We start from the raw sequence: 22935 nt of genomic DNA, 5'->3' as shown, positions 1-22935 counted from the left end.
GCGAAGAGGCCAGTACAGGAAAACTCAGACGGTTTTGGCGATGCGGCCTGCCAGCAACGCCCAGCCCAGCAGCAATGCGCAGACAATCGCCAGCGGCCACGAACGCCATTGCAGGTAAGGCGTCAGTTGCTGCATCGGCACCACCTCACCATACAGCACAGCCTGCTGGAACTGCGGAATCTGCGTGGTAATACGGCCAAACGGGTCGATCAGCGCGGTCACGCCGTTGTTGGTGGCGCGGATCATCCATCGTCCGGCTTCCAGCGCGCGCATCTGTGCCATCTGCAGGTGCTGCAACGGGCCGATCGAGGTGCCGAACCAGGTATCGTTGCTGATGGTCAGCAGCAGGTCACTGCGTGCCGCCAGGCCAGCGGCAAACTCGGGGTAGACCACTTCGTAGCAGATGTACGGCGCAATCTGGTAACCCTTGGCCTGCAGCAGTGGCTGGTCTTCCGGCCCACGGGCGAAGTCCGACATGGGCAGGTTGAAGAACTCGATGGCGCCACGCAGCATGTCCTGCAGCGGTACGTACTCGCCAAACGGCACCAGCTTCTGCTTGAGGTAGGTGCCGTCACCTTCACCGGTCACAGTGATGCCGTTGTAGTAGCGGTGCTGATGGTGCACCACTTCCCGCACTGGCACGCCGGTGATCAGCGCCGAATGCCGCTCGGCAGCAAAACGGCCCATCACGTCGATGTAGCCTTGGGCCTGGTCCTTGAGCACCGGCACCGCCGTTTCTGGCCACACCAGCAAATCCACGGGTTTTGAGCTGAAGCTCAGGTCGCGGTACAGCGCCAGTTGCGCGTCGATGTGCGCTGGGTCCCATTTCAGGTCTTGCTCGACGTTGCCCTGAATGGCCGCCACTTTCAACGGGTCACCTACCGGTTTGGTCCAGGCGTGGCCCTTGAGCGCCAGGCCCAGTGCCCATGGGGCCAACAACAGCAGGCAGCCCACGGCCAGGAACGAGGGGCGGGCACGCAGGCGATGCAGGTTGCACAGCAGGGCAGCAGTGAGCGCCAGCGTGAAGGAAATCAGCCACACGCCGCCCAGCGGAGCCAGGCCCGCCAGCGGGCCGTCCAGCTGGCTGTAGCCGGCGTAAAGCCAGGGGAAACCGGTCAGGAACCAGCCGCGGAAGGCCTCTTGCAGCAGCCACAGCGCCGCGAAGCACAGGGCATCGGCCAGCGGCGCTTCGTTGCGCCGTAGCCAGCGTGCCCACAGCCAGGTCGGCAAGGCAAAGAACCAGGCCAGCGCGGCGAAGAACGCCAGCAGCAGCAGAATCGCTAGCAGCGGCGAGGCGCCGCCGTAGGTGTTCATGCTGACGTAAATCCACCAGGTGCCGGCGCCATACAGGCCAAAACCGAACCACCAGCCACGCCACATGGCCTGGCGCGGGCTGAGCTCGCGCAGGCCAAGGTAGAGCATGGCGATGGACAACACGGCCAGCGGCCAGATGTCGAACGGCGCCAGGGCCAGGAGGGTAGAGGCACCGGCCGCCAGGGCCAGCAGGTTACCGGGCCAGCCGGGGCGGGTGATCCAACGCATGTTAGTCCTTAACGGGTGATCGGGGTCAGGCGCAGCAAGTGTATCCGCCGGCTGTCGGCGTTGAGAATACGGAACTTGTAAGACCCGATCTCGGTAGTTTCGTTGCGCTTGGGCAGATGGCCGAAGGCGCTCATCACCAGGCCGCCGACCGTGTCGAACTCGTCATCGGAGAACTCGCTGTCGAAGAACTCGTTGAAGTTGTCGATCGGGGTAAGCGCCTTCACCAAAAAGTCACCGCTGGGCAGCGGCTTGATGTAGCTGTCCTCCTCGACGTCATGCTCGTCCTCGATGTCGCCAACGATCTGCTCCAGCACGTCCTCGATGGTCACCAGGCCCGCCACACCGCCGTATTCGTCGATGACGATGGCCATGTGGTTATGGTTGGCACGGAACTCGCGCAGCAACACGTTCAGGCGCTTGGACTCGGGCACGAAAGTGGCCGGGCGCAGCAAATCCTTGATGTTGAAGCTGTCGCCGTTTTCCTTGAGGATCAGCGGCAGCAGGTCTTTGGCGAGCAGGATCCCGAGTACGTCGTCGTGGCTTTCGCCGATTACCGGGTAGCGCGAGTGCGCGGCGTCGATCACCGCCGGCAGGAATTCACGCGGCGACTGGCTGGCCTTGATGCTGATCATCTGCGAACGCGGGACCATGATGTCGCGAACCTGCAGGTCGGCGACCTGTATGGCGCCTTCGACGATGGTCAGTGCTTCGCTGTCCAGCAGCTTGTTCTGGTGCGCTTCGCGCAGCAGCTCAAGCAGCTCCTGGCGGTTTTTCGGCTCATGGGCAAAAGCCTGGGTCAGTTTACCCAGCCAGGACTTCTGCCCGTTGCTCGATCGATCTTCGCTCATGGCGGTTCTCGTGATCCTTCGTGTTTCAGTGTGTGAGAGTGTCGGTTTCATCGTCGGCGTACGGGTCGGGGTGACCCAGTTCTGCCAGCAATTCCCGTTCCAGGCTTTCCATTTCCTCGGCTTCCTCATCCTCGATGTGGTCGTAGCCGAGCAGGTGCAGGCAACCGTGCATGACCAGGTGTGCCCAGTGCGCTTCGAGCGATTTGCCTTGTTCGGCCGCTTCGCGCTCGACCACCGCCACGCAGATGACCAGGTCGCCCAGCAACGGGATATCGAGCAGGTCGTCAGGCACGTCGGCCGGGAACGACAGCACGTTGGTCGCGTAGTCCTTGTGCCGGTAGGTGTGGTTCAGCTCGCGGCCTTCGGCTTCGTCGACCAGGCGAATGGTCATTTCCGAGTCGGCACTGCGCTGGCGCAGGGCCAGTTCGCACCAGCGGCGGAAGGCGGCGTCATCCGGGGCGGCAGCGTCCGTGGCCCGTTGAATATCAAGTTCAAGCATCTTTGCCGGGCGCCTCGGGCTTGGCTTGGTGGGCTTCGAAGCGGTCGTAGGCTTCGACAATGCGCTGCACCAGTGGGTGACGAACCACATCCTTGGGTTGGAAGTGGGTAAAGCTGATACCCGGAACGTCTTTCAGCACCTCGATGACGTGCGCCAGGCCCGATTTGGTGCCACGCGGCAGGTCGACCTGGGTGATGTCGCCGGTGATCACCGCCGTGGAGCCGAAACCGATGCGGGTGAGGAACATTTTCATCTGTTCCAGCGTGGTGTTCTGGCTTTCGTCGAGGATGATGAAGCTGTTGTTCAGGGTGCGGCCACGCATGTAGGCCAGCGGGGCGATTTCGATCACCTGGCGCTCGATCAGCTTGGCCACGTGTTCGAAGCCGAGCATTTCGTACAGGGCGTCGTACAGCGGGCGCAGGTACGGGTCGATCTTCTGCGCCAGGTCGCCGGGCAGGAAGCCGAGCTTTTCGCCCGCCTCGACCGCCGGGCGTACCAGCAGGATACGGCGTACCTGCTCACGCTCCAGTGCGTCAACGGCACAGGCCACGGCCAGGTAGGTCTTGCCGGTACCGGCCGGGCCGATGCCGAAGTTGATGTCGTTGGCCAGGATTTCCTTCACGTAGCGCTGCTGGTTGAGCCCGCGCGGGCGAATGTTGCCCTTGCGCGTACGCAACGACACGCTGACCTCGTTGACGGCCGGGTTGTCGATGTTCTCGACGGCCGACTCCTGCAGGTACAGGTGTACGGTTTCCGGCGACAGGTCGGTGGCCTTGGTCTCGCGGTAGAGACGGCGCAGCAGCTGTTCGGCAGCGGAAGTGGTCTTGGGTTCGCCGATCAGTTCGAACTGATTGCCGCGGTTGCGGATTTCGATGGCCAGGCGCTGTTCGATCAGGCGCAGGTGCTCGTCGAACTGGCCGCACAGGTTGGCGAAACGGTGGGCCTCGAAGGGCTCGAGGATGAAACGATGGGGTTCTATGGGTGCGTTCAAGGTCGTTTTTAGCCGCTCGACGGCAATGGATGTGAACTCAAGAATAACCCTTGAATGGCAGTGGCGAAAGCACTGAAACGTTCAACGGTATGTAGGGCCGGTACAGCCGACACAGATCAGCAAACCTGTCTGCTATGATGCCCGCCTTTTCTTACGCATGTGTTATCCCGCCGAACATGAGCAAACGCGAACCTGCCATCTATAAAGTGATCTTCCTCAACCAGGGGCAGGTCTTCGAGATGTATGCCAAGCAGATCTACCAGAGCGACCTGTGGGGCTTTCTGGAAATCGAGGAGTTCGTGTTCGGCGAGCGCTCGCAACTGGTGGTGGACCCGAGCGAGGAAAAGCTCAAGAGCCAGTTCGAGGGGGTAGTCCGCAGTTTTGTGCCGATGCACTCGATCGTGCGCATCGATGAGGTGGAGCGCCTGGGCACGGCCAAGATCAGCGAAGCCAAGGGCGGCGGCAATGTCATGCCATTCCCGATGCCGATGCCGGAAAAGTAAGCCTCAGGGGAGCGGCGAGAACGGCGTACGCCCTTCGGCGTTCTGCAGTTCCAGCAGGTACTTGCGGAAGATCTGGCCGAGCACCTGAGTGGCGTGCTCAAGCTCGTCGCGGGGCATTTGCTCGGTCACTTCGTCGGCCATGTCCAGCGCATCTTCTGCGCCGTTGACGGCGGCCATCTTCAGCAGGATGTAGGCCTGCACGTTGTTGGCCTTGACCCCTTCGCCATGGAAGAACATGGCCCCCAGGCGGTACTGCGCGTCGGCGTGGCCTTGCAGCGAAGCCTTCTGGAACCAGTCCAGGGCTTTGTCGAGGTTTTTTGGCGTTTGCGTGTAGAAGTACTCGCCCAGTTCGAACTGTGCCTGGGCATCCCCTGCGGTTGCCGTCTGCTCGCAGGCCTTGAGGGCGTTTGCCAGGTCTTCAGGCTGAACGTTCAAGGTGCAGCGGCCCGTCGCCGGAATGAGCAACGAGTTACCGCCCTCCGCCAGGGCCAGCAGGGGCTGAAGAAGCAACAGGCAGCCCAGGGTCAGGGCGCGGCCGGTGCGGTTCATGGGGATCGACTTACCTCTGTGAAGCTGCGGCCAATGTCTCTGGTGGCACATTATGGGATAAGCAGCGCCAACCTTACAAAGTTTTACTCGAATTTCTGCTTGGCTGGGGAAGTCAGCTGATTGTGCTGGGGTAATTATTTCCTGTACCGGCCTCTTCGCGGGCAAGTCGGGGCGCCGAACCGCCGCTCCCACAGAGGCCGGTGCAGGCTGGCAGTTACTTCAGGGCTGCAAAGGCCTTTTCAGCCGCATCCAGGGTGATCTGCAGCTCCTTGTCGCCATGGGCGATGGAGGTGAAGCCCGCCTCGAACGCGCTCGGTGCCAGGTACACGCCACCCTCCAGCATCAGGTGGAAGAAGCGCTTGAAACGCTCGGCATCGCTGGCCATCACGTCTTCGAAGGTGACGATGTCGTCGGCGCCGCTGAAGTACAGGCCGAACATGGCGCCGGCCTGGGTGGTGACAAACGGTATGCCAGCGGCATCGGCGCGCTGTTGCAGGCCGTCGAGCATGCGGCTGGTGTAGTCGGTCAGCTCAGCGTGGAAGCCTGGGCGGCTGATCAGCTTCAGGGTGGTCAGGCCGGCGGCCATGGCCAGCGGGTTGCCCGACAGGGTGCCGGCCTGGTAGACCGGGCCAAGCGGGGCGATGCAGCCCATGATTTCACGCTTGCCGCCGAAGCAGCCGACCGGCATGCCGCCACCGACGATCTTGCCGAAGGTGGACAGGTCCGGCTTGATGCCGTAGTGGCCCTGGGCGCCGCCCAGGGAAACGCGGAAGCCGGTCATCACTTCGTCGAAGATCAGCACCACGCCGTGTTTGTCGCACTGCTCGCGCAGGCCTTCAAGGAAGCCGGGCGCCGGCGGTACGCAGTTCATGTTGCCTGCCACCGGCTCGACGATGATGCAGGCCACGGTCTGGCCGACGTCGGCCAGGGTCTTCTCGACGGCGGCGATGTCGTTGAACGGCAGCGTCAGGGTGTGCTTGGCGAAGTCGGCCGGTACGCCCGCCGAGCTTGGCACGCCCTGGGTCAGCAGGCCGGAACCGGCTTTTACCAGCAGGCTGTCGGAGTGGCCGTGGTAGCAGCCTTCAAACTTGATGATTGCATCACGGCCGGTGTAGCCACGGGCCAGGCGGATGGCGCTCATGGTGGCCTCGGTGCCCGAGCTGACCATGCGCACCATTTCCATGGACGGTACCAGCGAGCAGACCAGGTCGGCCATGTCGGTTTCCATGGCGGTCGGTGCGCCATAGGACAGGCCGTGCTCCAGCTGCTTGCGTACCGACTCCAGCACGTCCAGGTGGCCGTGGCCGAGGATCATCGGGCCCCAGGAACCGACATAATCGACGTAGCGCTTGTCGTCCTCGTCAACGACGTAGGCGCCTTCGGCATGCTTGAAGAACAGCGGCGTGCCGCCCACGCTTTTGAACGCGCGCACTGGCGAGTTGACGCCACCGGGGATGTGCTTCTGGGCTTTGGCGAACAGGTCTTCGGAACGGGACATGAAAGGTTCTCTCGAAATCAGGATGCGAACAAGGCATTGAAGGCGCGGGCGCGGCGGGTAACTTCCTGCGCGCTGTCGGCACCGAACAGGCCGTGGATCACCGCCAGCAGGTCGGCGCCGTGGGCGACCAGCGGGGCGGCGTTGTCGAGGGTGATGCCGCCGATCACCGCGATCGGCAGTTTCACCTGGGCGCGTGCCTGCTCCAGCAGTTGGACGTTGGCAGCGGGCGCACCCGGCTTGGTGACGGAATTGAAGAAGCGGCCAAAGGCCACGTAGCTGGCCCCTTCGCTGGCGGCCTGGGCGGCCAGGTCGAGGCTGGCATGGCAGGTGGAGCCGATGATCGCCTGGCGGCCGAGCAGGGCACGGGCCGGGGTCAGCGGGCCATCGGTCTGGCCCAGGTGCACGCCGACGCCCAGGCGTGCGGCCAGTTCGGCGTCGTCGTTGATGAGCAGTTGCGTGCCGTAGCGCTCGCAGAGCTTCATCAGCCCTTCGGCTTCGCGCAGGCGGCGCGCGGCGTCGTCGCTTTTGTCGCGGTACTGCAGCAGGCACACGCCGCCTTCCAGTGCCGCCTCGACATGGGACAGGAAACGGCCGGCGAGCAGCTGGCTGTCGGTGATGGCGTACAGACCGCGTAGCTTCATGAAAGGCCTCGTATCAGGAGCAGAAGTCCAGGGGCAGGCGACGCGGCACGTACTGGCCTTTGCCCAGCTGTTCGGCGTCACGCAGGGTGCGCCAGGTGTAGTCCAGTGCGCTGCGTACGGCGCTTTCCAGTTGCTCGCCAAGGGCCAGGCGGCCGGCCAGGGCGCTGGCCAGGGTGCAGCCTGAGCCGTGATAGCTGCCCGGCAGGCGCTGGCAGGTCCAGGTGTGGTGCTTGCCGTCCTGGGTGTACAGGCGGTTGTGGATTTCGTCTTCGTCGCCGTGACCGCCGGTAATCAGCAGGTGTCTACAGAACGGCAAGAGTTTCTCGGCACACGCGTCGGCGGTGCCTTCGGGCAGTTCGGCGAGGATGCGCGCCTCAGGCAGGTTCGGCGTGGCGATGGTCGCCAGTGGCAGCAGGCGTTCGCGCAGGGCGTAGCCCACTTCGTCCTTGCCCAGGCGGCCACCACCACCGGCACGCAGCACCGGGTCGCACACCAGCGGCAGGTGCGGATGGGCAGCCAGCAGCTCGGCCACGGTGTCGACCATCTCGATCGAGCCGAGCATGCCCAGCTTGACGGCGGCCACCGTGGAGTCGGCCAGCACGGCATTGGCCTGGGCCAGTACCCACTCGCGGTCGAGCACGCGGAAGTCGGAAACGTTGACGGTATCCTGCACAGTCAGGGCGGTCACGGCGGGCGCGGCGTGACAGCCTTGGGAGATCAGGGCTTCGATATCTGCCTGCAAGCCGGCGCCGCCACTTGGGTCGTGGCCGGAGAGACAGAGGACAACGGGGCGGGAGCTGTAGGTATTCATGGTCGGCGAGCTTACCACCAAACCTGTTTGGGCGGATCGTCCGACAAACGAGTTTTGTTGATCAATCGGTCAGAATTATTTGTTGAATTCTTCTGAAAGTATTGATTTAGAGCCTTTTTCTTGATTTTTGATATGGCCGATTGCCAGGTTGCGAAGCTATGCTAGAGTGCTCGGATAACTCGACAAACGGGTTCTGCAGGATCACGTCGTCTCAAACGGATGGGAGGCAAACGCGACGCGACCGGACAGACCATGCTGGGGCTGTATGCGCTATTTGCTGATTGTGCTTCTGGGCTTGCTGCCCGTGCTGGCTGGAGCGGTCGATTTCGACAGCGCTACGCAGCACCTTCCATTGGGCAAGGCCATGCAGGTGTATGAAGACCTTGATGGCAGTGCCAGCATCGCCCAGGTCAGTGCCCCCGGGTTCGCCAAACATTTCCGCCCCCACGATAAAGACGTGCTGAATGCCGGTTACTCCACCTCGGTGTTCTGGCTCAAGGTCGAGCTGCGCCCGGTTGCCGCGCCCGGCGCTGCCCCTCGGCAGTGGCTACTGGAGCTCGCTTACCCGCCGCTGGACCACCTGGAGCTGTATTTGCCTGATAGCGGTGGCGGCTACCGCCTGGCGCAGCGCACCGGCGATGCCTTGCCGTACGACAGCCGGCAGATCCGACAGAACAACTACCTGTTCGAACTGCAGTTGCCGCCAGGCGAGGTGACCACCGCCTACCTGCGCCTGCACAGCCAGGGCTCGGTGCAGGCACCGCTGGCGCTGTGGTCCCCTGAAGCCTATATGGAAGAGCAGCCCACGCGCCTGTATGTGCTGGGGATGATCTACGGCGTGTTGTTGGTGATGCTGGTGTACAACCTGTTCATCTACCTCAGTGTGCGTGACGTCAGCTACCTCTATTACATCCTTTACATCGCCTCGTTCGGTTTCTATCAGGTGTCGGTGAACGGTGCGGGTGTCGCTTATTTCTGGCCGGACAGCCCCTGGTGGGCGAATGCCTCGACACCGCTGTTCATCGGTGCGGCAGGCCTGTTCGGTTGCCAGTTTGCCCGGCATTTCCTGCAACTGGACAACATCAGCCGTGGTTGCGACCGGTTGCTGCAGTTACTGATGCTGGGCGGTGCGCTGGTCATGGTGATGGCGGTGAGCGCGCCCTACGGTATTGCCCTGCGCATGGCCACGCTGCTGGCCTTGCTGTTTACTGTGAGCATCTTCAGTGCGGCGCTGTACGCCTGGTGGCGGGGCTTGCGCGTGGCGCGCTGGTTCATCATCGCCTGGACGGCCTTCCTGCTCGGCGGGCTGGTCAACACGCTGATGGTGCTGGGGTACCTGCCGAACGTGTTCATCACCATGTATGCCAGCCAGCTGGGTTCGGCGCTGGAGGTGGCACTGCTGTCGCTGGCGCTGGCCGACCGCATCAACAGCCTGCGCGAGCAGCAGGCGCAAACCTTGCGCGAAACAGGACGCACCCTGGAGCAGTTGAACCTGCAACTGGCCAGGAGCAACCGGTTGAAGGATGAGTTTCTGGCCAGCGTGACCCACGAACTGCGCACCCCGATGAATGGCGTGATCGGCTCGCTGGAACTGATGCACACCCTGCCGATGGAGGCCGAGATGGCCCAGTATCACCGCACGGCGGTGGGGTCTGCGCAGGGGATGATGGACATGGTCGATGCCATTCTCACCTTGTCTGAATTGCAGGCCGGCCGCCTGCGTGCGCAGCCGGCGCCGTTCAGCCTGCGCACACTGTTGCAGGGGTTGCGCGCCGGTTATGCCGGGCAGGCCTTGGGCAAAGGCTTGTACCTGAGCCTGGATATCCCGGCTGACCTGCCGGATGCGCTGGAGGGCGATGGAGAGAAATTGGCCCGCTGCCTTGGCTGCCTGGTGGAGAACGGGTTGAAGTTCACCCACCAGGGCGGGGTGATGATCCAGGTGCGCGGGCGCCGGGTAGGGCCGGGGGATCTGGCGTTGACCTTTACGGTCAGTGACAGCGGGATTGGTTTTGATGACCTTGAGCAATCGACCCTGTACCAGCGGTTCTTCCAGGTGGATGGGTCGATGACCCGGCGCTATGGCGGGTTGGGGATTGGCTTGTCGATCTGCCGGCAGATGGGGGAGTTGCTGGGGGCGCGGTTGGCGCATGAGTCGACGAGCGGGTTGGGGAGCCGGTTCGAGTTGAGCTTGAACATGGCGATTTCGCAGGTGCAGATGAGCCCGAGCATTCTGCAGGCGCGGCGTTCGCTGTAACCCCGATGGCCTCTTGGGCACCCCACCACACGTTTAGTCATTAATGTCACTTTGACGGAACAGCACGGGGTGCTTCACTGGGGGCTTCACGCCTACCCGGATCCAGGAGCCCCCGATGAACCTGCACCAGTACGCTGAAACCCACGAAGTCACCAACCAGCCTCCGCCCCTCGACGGCGCCAACCTCTACCGCCTCGACCTGCCGCTGCAGGAATGGTCCCGGCGTTTCGGTGCAGGCTGGGCCGAGTCGCGGATCGACGCCTACGGTGCCCTGGCTGGCGGCCCGCTGATGCAGGCCGGTTTCCTGGCCAACGCACACAAACCGGAATTCATCAGCCACGACCGCTACGGTCATCGCATCGACCTGGTCGAGTTCCACCCCGCCTACCACGAACTGATGCGAACGGCCGTCGAACACGGCCTGCCTTCTTTGCCCTGGGCCGAGCCCCGCGCTGGTGCCCATGTGGCGCGGGCTTCCATGACCTACCTGCACAGCCAGGCCGAGGCCGGGACCGGCTGCCCGCTGACCATGACCTTCGCCGCCGTGCCGGCGCTGCGCCTGCAGCCCGAGCTGGCCGAATACTGGCTGCCGAAAATCCTGGCCTGCGAATATGACCCGCGCAACATCGGTGACCGGCACAAGGCGGGGGTTACCCTGGGCATGGCCATGACCGAGAAGCAGGGCGGCACCGATGTGCGCGCCAATACCACGCGGGCCTATCCGGTGGGGGCACCCGGCCCGGGCCAGGCCTACGAGCTGGTGGGGCACAAGTGGTTCTGCTCGGCGCCCATGTGTGATGCCTTCCTGACCCTGGCCCAGACTGAAAAAGGCCTGAGCTGCTTCCTGCTGCCGCGCCATCGCCCGGACGACAACCGCAATCAGTTCTACATCCAGCGGCTGAAGAACAAGCTCGGCAACAGCTCCAATGCCTCCAGCGAAGTAGAGTTCCGGGGGGCGCTGGCGTGGATGATTGGCGAGGAAGGGCGGGGCGTGCCGACCATCATCGAGATGGTGGCCATGACCCGCTTCGACTGCATGGTCGGCTCCAGCGCCTTGATGCGCCAGGCGCTGACTCAGGCGGCTCACCACTGCGCGCACCGCAAGGTCGGTGGCCGGGTGTTGAACGAACAACCGCTGATGCAGAACGTGCTGGCCGACCTGGCCCTGGAAAGCGAGGCCGCGCTGGCCCTGAGCCTGCGCATGGGGCAGGCGCTGGAACAGCCCGACGACCCGCAGCAGGCGCATTTCGCCCGGCTGGTCACGGCCGTGGGCAAATACTGGATCTGCAAGCGAGCGCCGGCCATGATCAACGAGGCAGCCGAATGCTTGGGCGGTGCGGGTTATGTGGAGGACAGCATCCTGCCTCGGCTGTACCGCGAAGCACCGGTCAACTCGACCTGGGAAGGCTCGGGCAATGTGCAATGTCTGGATGTGCTGCGGGCCTTGTCCAAGGAGCCGGGCGTGCTGGACGCGTTGTTTGCCGAACTGGGCGATGGGCAGGGTGACCCCCGGTTGGCAGCGCACATCGGTAACCTCAAGGGGGCGTTTGCCGACACGGGCGACATGCAGTACCGGGCGCGGCAGTTGACGGAGGACATTGCCCTGGCGTTGCAGGCCAAGCTGTTGCTGGAGGCGGGGAACGCGGTGGTGAGTGATGCCTTTATCGGTAGCCGGCTGACAGCTGGTGGCCGGGTGTATGGGGCATTGCCGCGGGGTGTGGATGTTGAGGCTTTGGTGGCAAGAGCAACACCCGTCTGGGAGGGCTGAGTTGGCCTCTTAGCGGGCGCGCCCGCTCCCACAGAAACCGCGCTGATCTCAGGGTTGCGAATATCGTGTGGGAGTGGGCGTGCCCGCGAAGAAGCCAACACCGATCAATGGGGATGTATTTACCCAAGAAGGCAGGCAAGATGGTTCACATGCATGTCCAGACAGGAAGCACAGTGTGAGCCACGCTTTTGTAGTCGTTGATACACCCGAACAGGCCGTCGACCGTCTGGCGGCCTTGCATGAACAGGCCACCGGCGCCCTGAGCCAGGCCCTCAAGCGTTACCTGAAGGACCGTACCGAGCCAGGCGCCGATGAGCGCGACCTGTTCCGCTACCCGGCACTGCGCCTGACCTACCACAGCCACGGCGAAGTGGCCGCCACCACGCGGGCCTACGCCAAGGTCCAGGTGGCCGGCACCTACAGCGTTACCGTCACCCAGCCAGCCGCGTTCCGTAGCTACCTGCTGGAGCAACTGCGCCCATTGATGCACGACTACACCGTCACGGTAGAGGTCGGCGTCAGCGAGCAGAACATCCCTTACCCCTACGTGGTCGACCAGGGCGACGAGCTGGCCGGTAGCGGTATTACCGCCGCGCAACTGGCGCGTGTGTTCCCCAGCACCGACCTTTCAGCCGCCACCGACAACATCGCCGATGGCCTGTACGATTGGGACCGTGCCGAAATTTTCCCGCTGGCGCTGTTCGATGCCGCCCGCGTCGACTTCTCGCTGCGCCGCCTGGTGCACTACACCGGCAGCGACTGGCGCCATGTGCAGCCATGGATCCTGTTGACCAACTACCACCGCTATGTCGACCAGTTCATCAGCCATGGCCTGGAGCAGCTGCGTGACGACCCGCGTTTCGTGCGCATGGTGCTACCGGGCAATGTGGTGATCGAAAAGGGCATGGACCACGGTGAAACCCAGGCGCTGGTGGCCAGCGTGATCTGGCACCGCTACCAGATGCCGGCCTACCACCTGATTGCCGCCGATGGCGACGGCATCACCCTGGTCAACATCGGTGTCGGCCCGTCCAACGCCAAGAACATCACCGACCACCTGGCCGTGCTGCGCCCACACTGCTGGCTGATGATCGGCCACTGCGGCGGCCTGCGGCAGTCGCAAACCATCGGCGACTATGTGCTGGCGCACGCCTACATGCGCCGTGACGGCATTCTCGACCGGGTGGTACCGCCGAACATCCCGATCCCGGCCCTGGCCGAAGTGCAACTGGCTTTGCAGGAAGCCGCAGCCCAGGTCACCGGCGAGCGTGGCGAGCAGTTGAAGAAGCGCCTGCGCACCGGCACCGTGCTGACCTACGACGACCGCAACTGGGAGTTGCGCTGGGCTCAGGAACGCCCGCTCATCAACCTGTCGCGTGCCGTAGCCGTGGACATGGAAAGCGGTACCATCGCCGCCCAGGGTTATCGTTTGCGCGTGCCTTACGGCACCCTGCTGTGTGTGTCTGACAAGCCGCTGCACAGCGAGATCAAGCTACCGGGTTCGGCCAACGCCTTTTACAACCGGGCGGTCAGCCAGCACCTGAAGATCGGCATCGCCGCGCTCGACTTGCTGCGCACCGAGCTCAACTCGCTGCACTCGCGTAAACTGCGCAGCTTCGATGAGCCGCCGTTCCGCTGAGGATCCATGTCACTGCCACCCCGTAACAAGCCGCGCCGTCCCCAGGCGCGGCCTGCCACCGGCCCACGTCGCCAGCCCAAGGCGCCACCCGCCGAGCCGCGTCTGATCCTGTTCAACAAACCGTTCGACGTGCTGACCCAGTTCAGCGACGGCGACGGGCGGGCGACGCTCAAGGACTTCATCGACATCCCGGGCGTGTACCCGGCAGGGCGGCTGGACCGCGACAGTGAAGGCTTGCTGTTGCTCACCAACGATGGCGGGCTGCAGGCGCGCATTGCCGACCCCAAGCACAAGCTGGCCAAAACGTACTGGGTGCAGGTGGAGGGTGAACCGAGCGACGAGCAGTTGCAGCGCTTGCGTGATGGTGTGGAGTTGAACGATGGGCCTACCTTGCCCGCCGAGGCACGGCGGCTGGACGAACCCGAGCTGTGGCCGCGCAACCCGCCGGTACGGTTTCGCAAGAGCGTGCCGACCAGCTGGCTGGAGCTGGTGATCCGCGAAGGGCGTAACCGCCAGGTGCGGCGGATGACGGCGGCGGTGGGGCTGCCGACCTTGCGCCTGGTGCGGGTGCGGATCGGGGATTGGGCGCTGGATGGGCTGGAGCAGGGCTGCTGGCGCGAAGTCCCCGCCAAGCTTTAGTTTGGTTCAAGGGCCTATTCGCGGGCGTGCCCGCGAATGGCCCTGAAGTTTCTACACGCCTTCGAGAAACCCCACCACCACGCTTTTGATGATAAAGGCCAACACCCCCAGCCCCAGCACGAAGAACAGGATCAACGTACCGAACTTGCCGGCCTTGGACTTTTTCGCCAGGTCCCAGACGATGAAACCCATGAAACCGATCAGCACGGTGACCAGGATGATCATCATCCATTCTTCGAATACGGCGGGATCCATCGGTGTTCTCCAGGCAGTCTGAGCAGCCGATTATACGCCGGCTGCCATGGCAATTAACGCAGGTGGGTCAATGGCATCTCGGTACTGGCCAGCACCTGGTTGAGCACGAAACTCGAACGCACGCTGGTAACGCCTTCGATACGTGTCAGGCTGCCTAGAAGCAGTTTCTGGTAGTGGTCCATGTCGGGTACCACCACCTTAAGCTGATAGTCGGCAACCATGCCGGTGACCAGGCTGCATTCGAGCACTTGTGGCAGGTTGCGGATGGCTGCCTCGAAGGTCTCGAAGCGCTCCGGGGTGTGACGGTCCATGCCGATCAGCACGTACGCGGTCAGGCTCAGGCCCAGCTTTTTGCGGTCGAGCAGGGCTACCTGGCGGGAGATATAGCCGTCGTCCTCCAATTGCTTGACCCGACGCGAGCATGGCGAAGGCGACAGGCCGATGCGTTCGGCCAGCTCCTGGTTGGAAATGCGCGCATCGCGCTGCAATTCGGCGAGGATGCTCAGGTCGTAGCGGTCAAGTTTGCTCATGGCATTTGCCTTTTCTGTTCGTATTGCGGCGAATTATCAATCCAGGGTGAAAAATTGCGCAAGTGCTATTTATCCGAGCAATCTTCGCAATCCTCTGCCGCAACCTGTCCGGTATCTTTATCACCAGAATCACTGCCCGGACATCAGTCCACGGCGACGCGCCCTAGGCGGGCGGTCGCGGCCAGCCATCCAACAGGATCTGCAGGCCCCCGGGCTACACACCCTCCAGAAGACGGTGTGAGGTGAGCCGGCGCCACAAGTGCCGAGCACGGACGACAATTCCTGAAGGGAGGCCCTGCGGCCTCCCTTTTTTCATGTCTGGAAATTTAATTGGCCTGCGTGACGGGCGCGGTAGACTGGCTGTGGTTGCAGTATTTTCTACCGAGAGGAATACCATGAAGTCGCGCATCTGGCAGTCGGCAGGTGTTGGTTTGCTGGGTTTGAGCATCAGCCTCGGGGCACTGGCCGAAGGGCCGGGCGAGGGGCATGGCGAGCGCGGCCAGCAGGTGCAAGGCGAGGGCTGGCCTGGCCGCCCGCTCAACTCGCGCGATGAAGTGCGCCAGACCCAGCCGCCGCGCCAGGGTTATTACCAGGACATTCCCCATCGCCATGGCGACGATCACCACTGGCAAGCCGGTGGCCCACGGCCCGGTGGTGACTGGCAGGGGCGCCCGGATGGCCATGGCAATGGCTGGGGGCCTGGGCCCCAGTATCGTCCGGGCCACACCATTGATCATTTCCCCGACCGTTACTGGAAAGTGCCCTACCGTGGCGCGGATTACTTCTATTCCGGTGGCTACTGGTACCGCCCACACGGTGGCAGTTACATCGTAGTGGCCCCGCCCTACGGCGTACGGGTCAGTTACCTGCCTTCCTATGCGCGTGAGGTCTGGCTGGGAGGGGCGCTGTTCTTCCTGGTGGCCGATACCTATTACCAGTACCTGGCGGACAGCCAGGAGTATGTGGTGGTCAACCCGCCCGTTGCTGCACCGGCGCCTATGCCGGTAGCACCGTCAAACGGCGGGTATGACGTGGTGGCTTACCCGATGTATGGGCAGGGGCAACAACAGCAGGACCAGGACCGCTACCAGTGCCATCGCTGGGCGGTGAGCCAGTCTGGCTTCGACCCCGCGACGGCGACGTATGCACAACCTGCCAATGTGCTGGACAACTACCGACGGGCGCTGGGGGCTTGCTTCAGCGGGCGAGGCTACAGCATCAACTGATCGCTATACCGGGTCTGCATGCACCATCACATCCGCCTGTGGATAACGCTGGCGGATGACCTTTGATGCCTCAACGCACAACCCGTGCGCCTCATGCAGCGGCAACTGCCCCGGCAGCTCCAGGTGCAACTGCACGAACCACTGGTTGCCCGATACCCGCGTGCGCAAGTCGTGCACGCCTTTCACGCCGGGAATGGCCAGTACCAGGGCGGCCATGCCTTCACCAACATCGCCGGGCAGTTCCTTGTCCATCAGGATCGCCGTACTTTCGCGGGCAATCTGCAGCGCGCTCCAGAGGATGTAGCAGGCTATGCCAAGGCCGAACAGCGCATCCAGTTGCGGCCAGCCAAAACGCGCCAGCAACAGGGCCAACAGGATGCTGCCGTTCAGCAGCAGGTCCGAGCGGTAGTGCAGGGAGTCGGCCCGCACGGCGGTGGAGCCGGTCAGGCGAATGACCTTGCGCTGCAAGGCCAGCAGGGCAAGGGTCAGCGCCAGTGACAGCAGCATCACGGCAATACCGATACCGGTACCGCCCAAGGGTTGCGGTGTGTGCAGGCGTTCGGCTGCCTGCACGCCGATCAGCACTGCACTGACGGCGATGAACAGCGCCTGCGCCATGCCTGCCAGCGCTTCGGCCTTGCCATGGCCAAAACGGTGGTCGTCGTCGGCCGGTCGCAGGGCGTAATGGACGGCCAGCAGGTTGAGAAACGAGGCAACGGCATCCAGTGCCGAGTCGGTCAGCCCGGCCAGCAGGCTAACCGAGCCGCTCAGCCACCAGGCCAGCGCCTTGCTCAGTACAAGGATGCTGGCCACCGTCAGTGATGCGCGGGTGGCCAGGCGTAGCAGGCGCTGGTGTTCAGCCGGGGTGATCATCCGTGGTCAATGTCCGTGTGGGTTTCAGGCTGCCGGCACCAGGCCAAGGCTGGCCAGTTGCTCGACGCTGCCGCGGTGCTGGATCAGCCTTGTGTCGTTCAGCGGCAGGCGTTGGCCCAGCTCGCTTTCAAGAATGGCCTGCAGCTTCAGGTTGTCGACCTTGCCGTCGGGGCTGACGGCTTCTTGCAGCTTGGCCGGGTCGACCTGGGCGGTGCGGCCACCCGGGTAGTAGATGGCGCCCGTGGCGAAGTCGATGCCGAAGGCGATCAGGCCCGGGATCACGTAGAACAGGATGCCAATGGCGTCCATTGCGGCAACCACAGGGTCGATCTTGCCGCCGATCTGGCCGCGCCGGTCTGGATAGAAAATGGTGCCGCAGGCCGTCAGTTGGGTCAGCAGTGTGGCGATGAGGGCGCCACCGATGACGCGGGTCGAGATGCGCATGTAAATCTCCGAGAAGGTATTCAGCAGGGCAAGCGAAGCGCCTGCGCCTGAAGCTTAAGACCATGATAGAGCAGGCTGGGTTCGCCGTTATACTCCCGAGACTGTTCGAGGACCACCATGATTTCATTACCGATCGATGCCGTCTTGCCCGCCTTGCGCCAAGCCTTGGGAAAACGTGACGAAGCCGTGCTCGAAGCCCCCCCCGGCGCCGGCAAGACCACCCGCGTGCCGCTGGCGTTGCTGAACGAGCCGTGGCTGGCCGGGCAAACCATTCTCATGCTGGAGCCCCGGCGCCTGGCGGCGCGTGCGGCCGCCGAGCGGCTGGCCAGCGAACTGGGCGAGCAGGTGGGCCAGACCGTGGGCTACCGCATTCGCCTGGACAGCAAGGTTGGGCCGAACACCCGCATTGAAGTGGTAACCGAAGGTATCCTCACCCGTCGCTTACAGGCAGACCCGGCGCTGGAAGGCGTGGGCTTGCTGATCTTTGACGAATTTCATGAACGCAGCCTGGACGCCGATCTGGCCCTGGCGTTGAGCCTGAATGGCCGCGAGTTGCTGCGTGACGACCCGCCGCTTAAGATTCTGCTGATGTCCGCCACCCTGGAAGGCGAGCGCCTGTCGCGGTTGCTAGACGATGCCCCGGTGGTCAGCAGTGAGGGCCGCATGCATCCAGTGGATATCTGCTGGGGGCGGCCTTTCCAGCCGGGCGAGTTCATCGAGCCACGGGTGGTGGACAGCGTGCTGCAGGCGCTGGCCGACCAAACCGGCAGTTTGCTGGTGTTTCTGCCGGGCCAGGCGGAAATCCGGCGTGTGCACCAGAGCTTGCAGGAGGCACTGGGCGAGCGCCCCGAGATTTTGTTGTGCCCGCTGCATGGCGAACTCGACCTCAACGCCCAGCGCGCCGCCATCGACCCGGCGCCTAAAGGCCTGCGCAAGGTGGTGCTGGCCACTAACATCGCCGAGACCAGCCTGACCATCGACGGTGTGCGTGTGGTGATCGACGCCGGCCTGGCCCGGGTGCCGCGCTTCGACCCCGGCAGTGGCATGACCCGTCTGGACACCCAGCGCATCTCCCGTGCCAGTGCCACCCAGCGCGCCGGCCGTGCCGGCCGTCTGGAGCCGGGCGTGTGTTACCGCCTGTGGTCCGAGGCCCAGCATGACCAGCTGGCGGCATATGGTAGCGCCGAGATCCTCCAGGCCGACCTAGCTGGGCTGGCCCTGCAACTGGCGCGCTGGGGGGTTGCACCTGACCAGTTGAGTTGGCTCGATCAACCGCCCAATGCGGCGTTTTCCCAGGCCCAGGACCTGCTGGCGCGGCTGGGGGCATTCAAACCGGGCAGCCGCGACAACCTCAGCGACCACGGCCAGGCCATGGCAGAACTGCCGGCCCACCCCCGTATCGCCCATTTGTTGCTGCGTGGCCAGTACCTGGGTTTGGCCACCATGGCCTGTGATGTGGCAGCGTTGCTTGGCGAGCGGGATATCCAGCGCGGCGGCGGTGCCGACCTGCACAGTCGGCTGGCCCTGGTCAGCGGCGAGAGCAAGGCCAGCCGTGGCGGCCAGGGTGGCGTGCAGCGCGCCCGACAGTTGGCACGCCAATACCGTGGCCTGTTGCGCGGTAAGGCCGGGGCCGCCGTTGCCGACCCCGATCATCCGCGTTGGCTTGGCGCCTTGCTGGCGCTGGCCTATCCCGACCGGGTGGCGCAGCAGCGCCGTGAAGGGGGCGCCGAGTATCGCCTGGCCAATGGCCGCGCAGCCTTGTTCGGCGAGGTCGATGCGTTAATGAAAAGCCCATGGCTGGTGATCGCCGATCTGGGCAGCCGTCAAGGCCAGCGCGAAGAACGTATCTACCTGGCGGCAGAATTCGACCCGACATTGCTTGATGACGTGCTGGCCGAACAGGTAGAGCGGGTTGATCTGCTTGATTGGGATGAGCGTGAGCAAGTGCTGCGTGCCGAGCGCCAGACCAAAGTCGGGGAGCTGATACTTAGCCGAGAGCCGTTGACTGGCTTGAGTGACGAAGCGCGCGCCAAGGCACTGCTTGGCCTGGTACGGCGCAAAGGCCTGAACCTGCTGACCTGGACTCCGGAGCTGCGCCAGTGGCAGGCGCGGGTGGCACTGCTACGCCAGCTGGACCTGGACAAGGACGGGCAAAGCGAATGGCCTGACCTGGGTGACGAAGCATTGCTCGCCAGCCTGGAAGACTGGTTGCAGCCCTATCTGGGCAAGGTATCGCGCCTCAGTCACTTTGCCGCGCTGGACTTGCCGTCGCTACTGCGCAACCTGTTGCCCTGGCCATTGCCGCAACGTCTGGAAGAACAGGCCCCAGCTCACCTGGCGGTGCCATCGGGCTCGAATATCCGCCTGGACTACAGCGAATACCCGCCGATTCTCGCTGTGCGCCTGCAAGAGTTGTTCGGCCTTGCCGACACCCCGCGCATCGCCAATGGCCGGCAACAGGTCAAGCTTCACCTGTTGTCACCGGCGCGTCGGCCGGTGCAGGTAACCCAAGACCTGGCCAACTTCTGGCGTACGACCTATGCCGAGGTTAAAAAGGATTTGAAGGGGCGCTATCCGAAACACTATTGGCCGGACGACCCGCTGGTGGCCGAAGCCACGGCGCGGGCCAAGCCGCGGGGTACCTGATCAGGCTGGGCCGGGGCATCACGCCCCGGCTTCCCCCTCCAGCAGCATGAACAGGCGGTAGAGCACCACAGTGCTGAACAGCTGCAGGAAGCCGCTGAGGCTATCCATGGCCAGCTCCATGCCGGGTGATGGCTCGGGGAAGGCCATCAGCAGCAGCCCGTCGATCAGCCAGATCGGTGCAAGCACCGCCACCACGCAGACCATGATGCGCATAAAGTGGCCGGTTGTCATGCTGGCGCTTTCGCGCATCGCCTGCACCACGGGCCGGCCACGCAGTACCAGCAGGTACTCGGCGAACACCAGGTTGATCATGATCCACACGCCCGGGAAGATGAACAGCGCAAGGCCGGCCATGATCAGCAGCGAGCTGATGAGTATCAGCAAGGCCAACTGGGGCCACAGCTGCAAGGCGCGGGCGAACAGGTCGCGCTTGCCGATGTCCTGACCATTGCTGCGGGTGTGCAGGTAAAGGATCAATGCGGCGCTGTACAGCGGGTAGAACAGCAGGCTCACCAGCATGCCGTAGGCCGGTGATGCCTGGTCGCCCATCTGCCGGTACAGCAGCTGGGTGAGCAGGGCTTCCAGTACCACCAGCGGCAGGCACAGCTGGAGGATGTTCGGCAGGTGGCGGCGGAAGAAGTACAGGGAGTCGCGCAGAACGCTCAGCGGATTCATCAGTCAACATCGCATGGCAATAAAACAGGGGCGTAACTTTAGCCCAAAGCGGGCGTGCGGCTGTCACTTGCTGAAAAAAGTTTCACCGCGACAGTGATTGAATCCTGTGGCCGTACGCCCCATCTTTGACGCTGTCCGATGTCCCGCTACCCCACGAGGTCGCCCATGAACACTGAAGAACAATCCCTGATCGACGGCCTGTTCGGCCGCATCAAGCAAGCTGAAGACCCAAGCCAGCCGCGTGACGCGCAGGCCCAGGCGTGCATCGAGCAACACCTGCGCCAGCAGCCGGCGGCGCCGTACTACATGGCCCAGGCCATCCTGGTGCAGGAGGCGGCAATCAAGCGCCTCGACGAGCAGAACAAGCAGCTGGAAGCCGAACTGAAGCAGGCCCGTGCCCAGGCTGAGGCTGCACAGGCCAGCAGCAGTGCACAGAGCACTGGCGGTGGTGGCTTCCTGTCCAGCATCTTTGGCTCGGGTGGGCGCAATGCGGCTCCTGTCGCGCAGCCTCAACAACGCCCTTCGGCGCCCCCCGTAGCATCCGGCGGTGGCTGGCGTGAGCCTTCGGCGCCGGGCTTTTCCCAGCCTCAAGCGCAGCAGCCTGGCTTTGGTGCGGCACCGGCGCGCAGTGGTGCCAGCAGCTTCCTTGGCGGCGCCATGCAAACGGCGGCCGGTGTGGCCGGTGGCGTGTTGCTGGCGCAGGGTATCAGCAGCCTGTTCAACCACAACTCGCAGCCGGAAGAGGTGGTCGAGGTGATCAAGGAAGAGCCGACACCGGCCAGTGACAGCGGCGGCTGGAACGACCAGGGCGGGCAGCAGCACGTGGCTGACAACGGGGGTTGGGGGAATGACCAGGGCGGTTATGCCGACACCGATTACGGCAGCGATGATGGCGGGTTCTTCTCGGACGACGATTCGTACGTCTGACAGGTCTGGCATACTGCTGGCATTTATGGGGGCTGCTTTGCAGCCCTCTGTATTCCAGGCCGACCATGAGGTTCAAGGTGAAAAAGATCGCGCTGTTCGCCGATGTGCAGAACCTCTACTACACGGTGCGCCAGGCTCACGGCTGCCATTTCAACTACACCGCGTTATGGGCCGACGTCAGCCGTGAAGGCCAGATCGTCGAAGCCGTGGCCTATGCCATCGACCGTGGCGACAGCAAGCAACAGCAGTTCCAGCAGATCTTGCGCAACCTCGGTTTCGATGTGCGCCTCAAACCCTTCATTCAGCGCAGCGATGGCTCGGCCAAGGGTGACTGGGATGTGGGTATCACCCTGGATGTGATCGATGCAGCCAGCCGGGTCGACCAGGTGGTGCTGGCCTCCGGCGATGGTGATTTCGACCTGCTGCTGGAGCGGGTGATCCAGCGCCACGGTACCGAGGCCGTGGTGTATGGCGTGCCTGGGCTTACCGCCTTGTCATTGATCCGCGCGGCCACCCGTTACGTGCCCATTGAAGGTAAGCTGTTGCTCAAACATTGAGGCCCTTTAATGGAACGTATTGCTGTCATCGACTTTGAAACTACCGGCATCACCCCCAGCGCAGGCTGCCGCGCCACTGAAGTGGCTGTGGTGATGCTGGAGGACGGGCGCATCGTCGAGCGCTACCAGAGCCTGATGAACGCCGGTGTACCGGTACCAGCTTTCGTTGCCGGGTTGACTGGCATCACCACCGCCATGCTGCGCAGCGCGCCGCCGGTGGACAGGGTGATGAACGAAGTGGCCGAGTTTGTCGGCGATACCCCGTTGCTGGCACACAACGCGGCGTTCGACCAGAAGTTCTGGGACTACGAACTGAGCCGCATCGGCCGTAGCCGCCGCCAGTCGTTCGCCTGCTCCCTGCTGTTGTCGCGGCGCCTGCTGCCAATGGCGCCGAACCACAAGCTGGGCACCCTGACCCGCTGGGCCGGGTTGCCGGACACCGGTACCGCGCACCGGGCCATGGCCGATGCCGAGATGGCGGCCAACCTGTTGCAACACCTGGCCGGTGAACTGCGTCAGGCCCATGGTATCCAGCAACTTTCACACGACTTCCTGTGCCGCTTGCAGAAAGTGCCCGCTGCGAAGATCCGCGAAACCCTCGCCAGATACCGGTGAAAACT

The 22935-nt window shown here is 63.7% G+C and carries 23 protein-coding genes; 10 read left to right on the top strand and 13 right to left on the bottom strand.

Annotated elements, in window-relative coordinates; genetic code table 11:
• Positions 1-24 precede the first annotated feature (24 nt).
• Genes lnt through APH36_RS10060 form a run of 4 tightly spaced genes read right to left on the bottom strand, consistent with a single transcriptional unit; the run spans position 25 to position 3880 of the window.
• Positions 25-1542, bottom strand: a complete 1518-nt coding sequence (gene lnt, locus APH36_RS10075) for an apolipoprotein N-acyltransferase (RefSeq protein ID WP_060498508.1) — start codon at positions 1540-1542, stop codon at positions 25-27.
• Positions 1543-1550: 8 nt separating this feature from the next.
• Positions 1551-2390, bottom strand: a complete 840-nt coding sequence (locus tag APH36_RS10070; protein WP_016712172.1) for an HlyC/CorC family transporter — start codon at positions 2388-2390, stop codon at positions 1551-1553.
• Positions 2391-2415: 25 nt separating this feature from the next.
• Positions 2416-2889: an rRNA maturation RNase YbeY gene (ybeY, locus tag APH36_RS10065; RefSeq protein ID WP_060498507.1), complete on the bottom strand. Its 474-nt coding sequence runs from the start codon at positions 2887-2889 to the stop codon at positions 2416-2418.
• A complete protein-coding gene (locus tag APH36_RS10060; protein WP_060498506.1) occupies positions 2882-3880 on the bottom strand; it encodes a PhoH family protein in 999 nt (332 codons plus the stop codon). Before APH36_RS10060 ends, ybeY begins: the two co-directional genes overlap by 8 nt.
• 176 nt (positions 3881-4056) lie before the next feature.
• Between APH36_RS10060 and APH36_RS10055 the strand changes: the two genes are divergently transcribed.
• Positions 4057-4383 (top strand): DUF1820 family protein, encoded by a 327-nt coding sequence (locus tag APH36_RS10055; RefSeq protein ID WP_060498505.1) that lies wholly within the window; start codon positions 4057-4059, stop codon positions 4381-4383.
• A 3-nt stretch (positions 4384-4386) separates the two neighbouring features.
• Here the strand turns inward: APH36_RS10055 and APH36_RS10050 are convergent, their stop codons facing one another.
• From APH36_RS10050 to APH36_RS10035, 4 genes are all read right to left on the bottom strand, one after another.
• Positions 4387-4932, bottom strand: coding sequence for a tetratricopeptide repeat protein (locus APH36_RS10050; protein WP_016712168.1), 546 nt, complete (start codon positions 4930-4932; stop codon positions 4387-4389).
• Between the two features lie 214 nt (positions 4933-5146).
• On the bottom strand, positions 5147-6430 hold the full coding sequence (gene hemL, locus APH36_RS10045; RefSeq protein ID WP_060498504.1) for a glutamate-1-semialdehyde 2,1-aminomutase: 1284 nt from the start codon (positions 6428-6430) through the stop codon (positions 5147-5149).
• 17 nt (positions 6431-6447) lie between these two features.
• Positions 6448-7071, bottom strand: coding sequence for a thiamine phosphate synthase (gene thiE, locus APH36_RS10040; protein WP_016712165.1), 624 nt, complete (start codon positions 7069-7071; stop codon positions 6448-6450).
• Positions 7072-7084: 13 nt separating this feature from the next.
• Positions 7085-7882 (bottom strand): hydroxymethylpyrimidine/phosphomethylpyrimidine kinase, encoded by a 798-nt coding sequence (locus APH36_RS10035; protein ID WP_060498503.1) that lies wholly within the window; start codon positions 7880-7882, stop codon positions 7085-7087.
• A 265-nt stretch (positions 7883-8147) separates the two neighbouring features.
• Here APH36_RS10035 and APH36_RS10030 point away from each other — a divergent pair, with 265 nt between their 5' ends.
• The 4 genes from APH36_RS10030 (at position 8148) to APH36_RS10015 (ending at position 14182) form a co-directional block, all read left to right on the top strand.
• Complete coding sequence (locus APH36_RS10030; RefSeq protein ID WP_060498502.1) at positions 8148-10136, top strand: hybrid sensor histidine kinase/response regulator; 1989 nt, start codon at positions 8148-8150, stop codon at positions 10134-10136.
• Positions 10137-10251: 115 nt separating this feature from the next.
• The gene (locus APH36_RS10025) at positions 10252-11904 is read left to right on the top strand and encodes an acyl-CoA dehydrogenase family protein (RefSeq protein ID WP_060498501.1); all 1653 of its coding nucleotides are present in this window, start codon (positions 10252-10254) and stop codon (positions 11902-11904) included.
• A 175-nt stretch (positions 11905-12079) separates the two neighbouring features.
• Complete coding sequence (amn, locus tag APH36_RS10020) at positions 12080-13543, top strand: AMP nucleosidase (RefSeq protein WP_060498500.1); 1464 nt, start codon at positions 12080-12082, stop codon at positions 13541-13543.
• A 6-nt stretch (positions 13544-13549) separates the two neighbouring features.
• Entirely contained in the window at positions 13550-14182 is a 633-nt protein-coding gene (locus tag APH36_RS10015) for a pseudouridine synthase (protein WP_060498499.1), read from the top strand.
• A 51-nt stretch (positions 14183-14233) separates the two neighbouring features.
• Here the strand turns inward: APH36_RS10015 and APH36_RS10010 are convergent, their stop codons facing one another.
• On the bottom strand, positions 14234-14437 hold the full coding sequence (locus tag APH36_RS10010; RefSeq protein ID WP_003249787.1) for a DUF2788 domain-containing protein: 204 nt from the start codon (positions 14435-14437) through the stop codon (positions 14234-14236).
• Between the two features lie 53 nt (positions 14438-14490).
• Positions 14491-14967, bottom strand: coding sequence for an Lrp/AsnC family transcriptional regulator (locus APH36_RS10005; protein WP_060498498.1), 477 nt, complete (start codon positions 14965-14967; stop codon positions 14491-14493).
• Between the two features lie 395 nt (positions 14968-15362).
• Here APH36_RS10005 and APH36_RS10000 point away from each other — a divergent pair, with 395 nt between their 5' ends.
• Positions 15363-16193 carry a DUF6515 family protein gene (locus APH36_RS10000; RefSeq protein WP_060498497.1) on the top strand — a complete coding sequence of 277 codons (831 nt, stop codon included), beginning with the start codon at positions 15363-15365 and terminating at the stop codon, positions 16191-16193.
• 3 nt (positions 16194-16196) lie between these two features.
• Here the strand turns inward: APH36_RS10000 and APH36_RS09995 are convergent, their stop codons facing one another.
• On the bottom strand, positions 16197-17066 hold the full coding sequence (locus APH36_RS09995) for a cation diffusion facilitator family transporter (protein ID WP_060498496.1): 870 nt from the start codon (positions 17064-17066) through the stop codon (positions 16197-16199).
• A gap of 24 nt (positions 17067-17090) precedes the next feature.
• Positions 17091-17510: a hypothetical protein gene (locus APH36_RS09990; protein ID WP_060498495.1), complete on the bottom strand. Its 420-nt coding sequence runs from the start codon at positions 17508-17510 to the stop codon at positions 17091-17093.
• 117 nt (positions 17511-17627) lie between these two features.
• Here APH36_RS09990 and hrpB point away from each other — a divergent pair, with 117 nt between their 5' ends.
• A complete protein-coding gene (hrpB, locus tag APH36_RS09985) occupies positions 17628-20156 on the top strand; it encodes an ATP-dependent helicase HrpB (RefSeq protein WP_060498494.1) in 2529 nt (842 codons plus the stop codon).
• 18 nt (positions 20157-20174) lie between these two features.
• Here hrpB and APH36_RS09980 read toward each other — a convergent pair whose 3' ends face one another.
• On the bottom strand, positions 20175-20831 hold the full coding sequence (locus APH36_RS09980; RefSeq protein ID WP_060498493.1) for a YciC family protein: 657 nt from the start codon (positions 20829-20831) through the stop codon (positions 20175-20177).
• Positions 20832-20996: 165 nt separating this feature from the next.
• On the opposite strand from APH36_RS09980, the gene APH36_RS09975 reads away from it, so the two are divergent.
• From APH36_RS09975 to APH36_RS09965, 3 genes are all read left to right on the top strand, one after another.
• Positions 20997-21758: a DUF2076 domain-containing protein gene (locus APH36_RS09975; RefSeq protein WP_060498492.1), complete on the top strand. Its 762-nt coding sequence runs from the start codon at positions 20997-20999 to the stop codon at positions 21756-21758.
• A 65-nt stretch (positions 21759-21823) separates the two neighbouring features.
• The gene (locus tag APH36_RS09970) at positions 21824-22315 is read left to right on the top strand and encodes an NYN domain-containing protein (protein ID WP_156867665.1); all 492 of its coding nucleotides are present in this window, start codon (positions 21824-21826) and stop codon (positions 22313-22315) included.
• Between the two features lie 9 nt (positions 22316-22324).
• Complete coding sequence (locus APH36_RS09965; protein ID WP_060498491.1) at positions 22325-22930, top strand: PolC-type DNA polymerase III; 606 nt, start codon at positions 22325-22327, stop codon at positions 22928-22930.
• Positions 22931-22935: the final 5 nt, after the last annotated feature.

The sequence above is a fragment of the Pseudomonas sp. NBRC 111133 genome, assembly GCF_001320605.1.
In the GTDB taxonomy this organism is placed as follows: domain Bacteria; phylum Pseudomonadota; class Gammaproteobacteria; order Pseudomonadales; family Pseudomonadaceae; genus Aquipseudomonas; species Aquipseudomonas monteilii.
Note: the sequence above shows the minus strand (reverse complement) of the source record. Positions and strands in the feature narration are given on the sequence as shown.

What these genes read in the sequence shown, in the direction of transcription:
- APH36_RS10050 (WP_016712168.1), bottom strand. Translation starts at nt 4,932, where the DNA reads ATGAACCGCACCGGCCGCGCCCTGACCCTGGGCTGCCTGTTGCTTCTT.
- ybeY (WP_060498507.1), bottom strand. Translation starts at nt 2,889, where the DNA reads ATGCTTGAACTTGATATTCAACGGGCCACGGACGCTGCCGCCCCGGAT.
- APH36_RS10035 (WP_060498503.1), bottom strand. Translation starts at nt 7,882, where the DNA reads ATGAATACCTACAGCTCCCGCCCCGTTGTCCTCTGTCTCTCCGGCCAC.
- APH36_RS09965 (WP_060498491.1), top strand. Translation starts at nt 22,325, where the DNA reads ATGGAACGTATTGCTGTCATCGACTTTGAAACTACCGGCATCACCCCC.
- APH36_RS09975 (WP_060498492.1), top strand. Translation starts at nt 20,997, where the DNA reads ATGAACACTGAAGAACAATCCCTGATCGACGGCCTGTTCGGCCGCATC.
- APH36_RS09995 (WP_060498496.1), bottom strand. Translation starts at nt 17,066, where the DNA reads ATGATCACCCCGGCTGAACACCAGCGCCTGCTACGCCTGGCCACCCGC.
- hrpB (WP_060498494.1), top strand. Translation starts at nt 17,628, where the DNA reads ATGATTTCATTACCGATCGATGCCGTCTTGCCCGCCTTGCGCCAAGCC.
- APH36_RS10025 (WP_060498501.1), top strand. Translation starts at nt 10,252, where the DNA reads ATGAACCTGCACCAGTACGCTGAAACCCACGAAGTCACCAACCAGCCT.
- APH36_RS10070 (WP_016712172.1), bottom strand. Translation starts at nt 2,390, where the DNA reads ATGAGCGAAGATCGATCGAGCAACGGGCAGAAGTCCTGGCTGGGTAAA.
- APH36_RS10005 (WP_060498498.1), bottom strand. Translation starts at nt 14,967, where the DNA reads ATGAGCAAACTTGACCGCTACGACCTGAGCATCCTCGCCGAATTGCAG.
- APH36_RS10000 (WP_060498497.1), top strand. Translation starts at nt 15,363, where the DNA reads ATGAAGTCGCGCATCTGGCAGTCGGCAGGTGTTGGTTTGCTGGGTTTG.
- APH36_RS10010 (WP_003249787.1), bottom strand. Translation starts at nt 14,437, where the DNA reads ATGGATCCCGCCGTATTCGAAGAATGGATGATGATCATCCTGGTCACC.
- APH36_RS09980 (WP_060498493.1), bottom strand. Translation starts at nt 20,831, where the DNA reads ATGAATCCGCTGAGCGTTCTGCGCGACTCCCTGTACTTCTTCCGCCGC.
- lnt (WP_060498508.1), bottom strand. Translation starts at nt 1,542, where the DNA reads ATGCGTTGGATCACCCGCCCCGGCTGGCCCGGTAACCTGCTGGCCCTG.
- APH36_RS09990 (WP_060498495.1), bottom strand. Translation starts at nt 17,510, where the DNA reads ATGCGCATCTCGACCCGCGTCATCGGTGGCGCCCTCATCGCCACACTG.
- hemL (WP_060498504.1), bottom strand. Translation starts at nt 6,430, where the DNA reads ATGTCCCGTTCCGAAGACCTGTTCGCCAAAGCCCAGAAGCACATCCCC.
- APH36_RS10055 (WP_060498505.1), top strand. Translation starts at nt 4,057, where the DNA reads ATGAGCAAACGCGAACCTGCCATCTATAAAGTGATCTTCCTCAACCAG.
- APH36_RS09970 (WP_156867665.1), top strand. Translation starts at nt 21,824, where the DNA reads ATGAGGTTCAAGGTGAAAAAGATCGCGCTGTTCGCCGATGTGCAGAAC.
- thiE (WP_016712165.1), bottom strand. Translation starts at nt 7,071, where the DNA reads ATGAAGCTACGCGGTCTGTACGCCATCACCGACAGCCAGCTGCTCGCC.
- APH36_RS10030 (WP_060498502.1), top strand. Translation starts at nt 8,148, where the DNA reads ATGCGCTATTTGCTGATTGTGCTTCTGGGCTTGCTGCCCGTGCTGGCT.
- APH36_RS10015 (WP_060498499.1), top strand. Translation starts at nt 13,550, where the DNA reads ATGTCACTGCCACCCCGTAACAAGCCGCGCCGTCCCCAGGCGCGGCCT.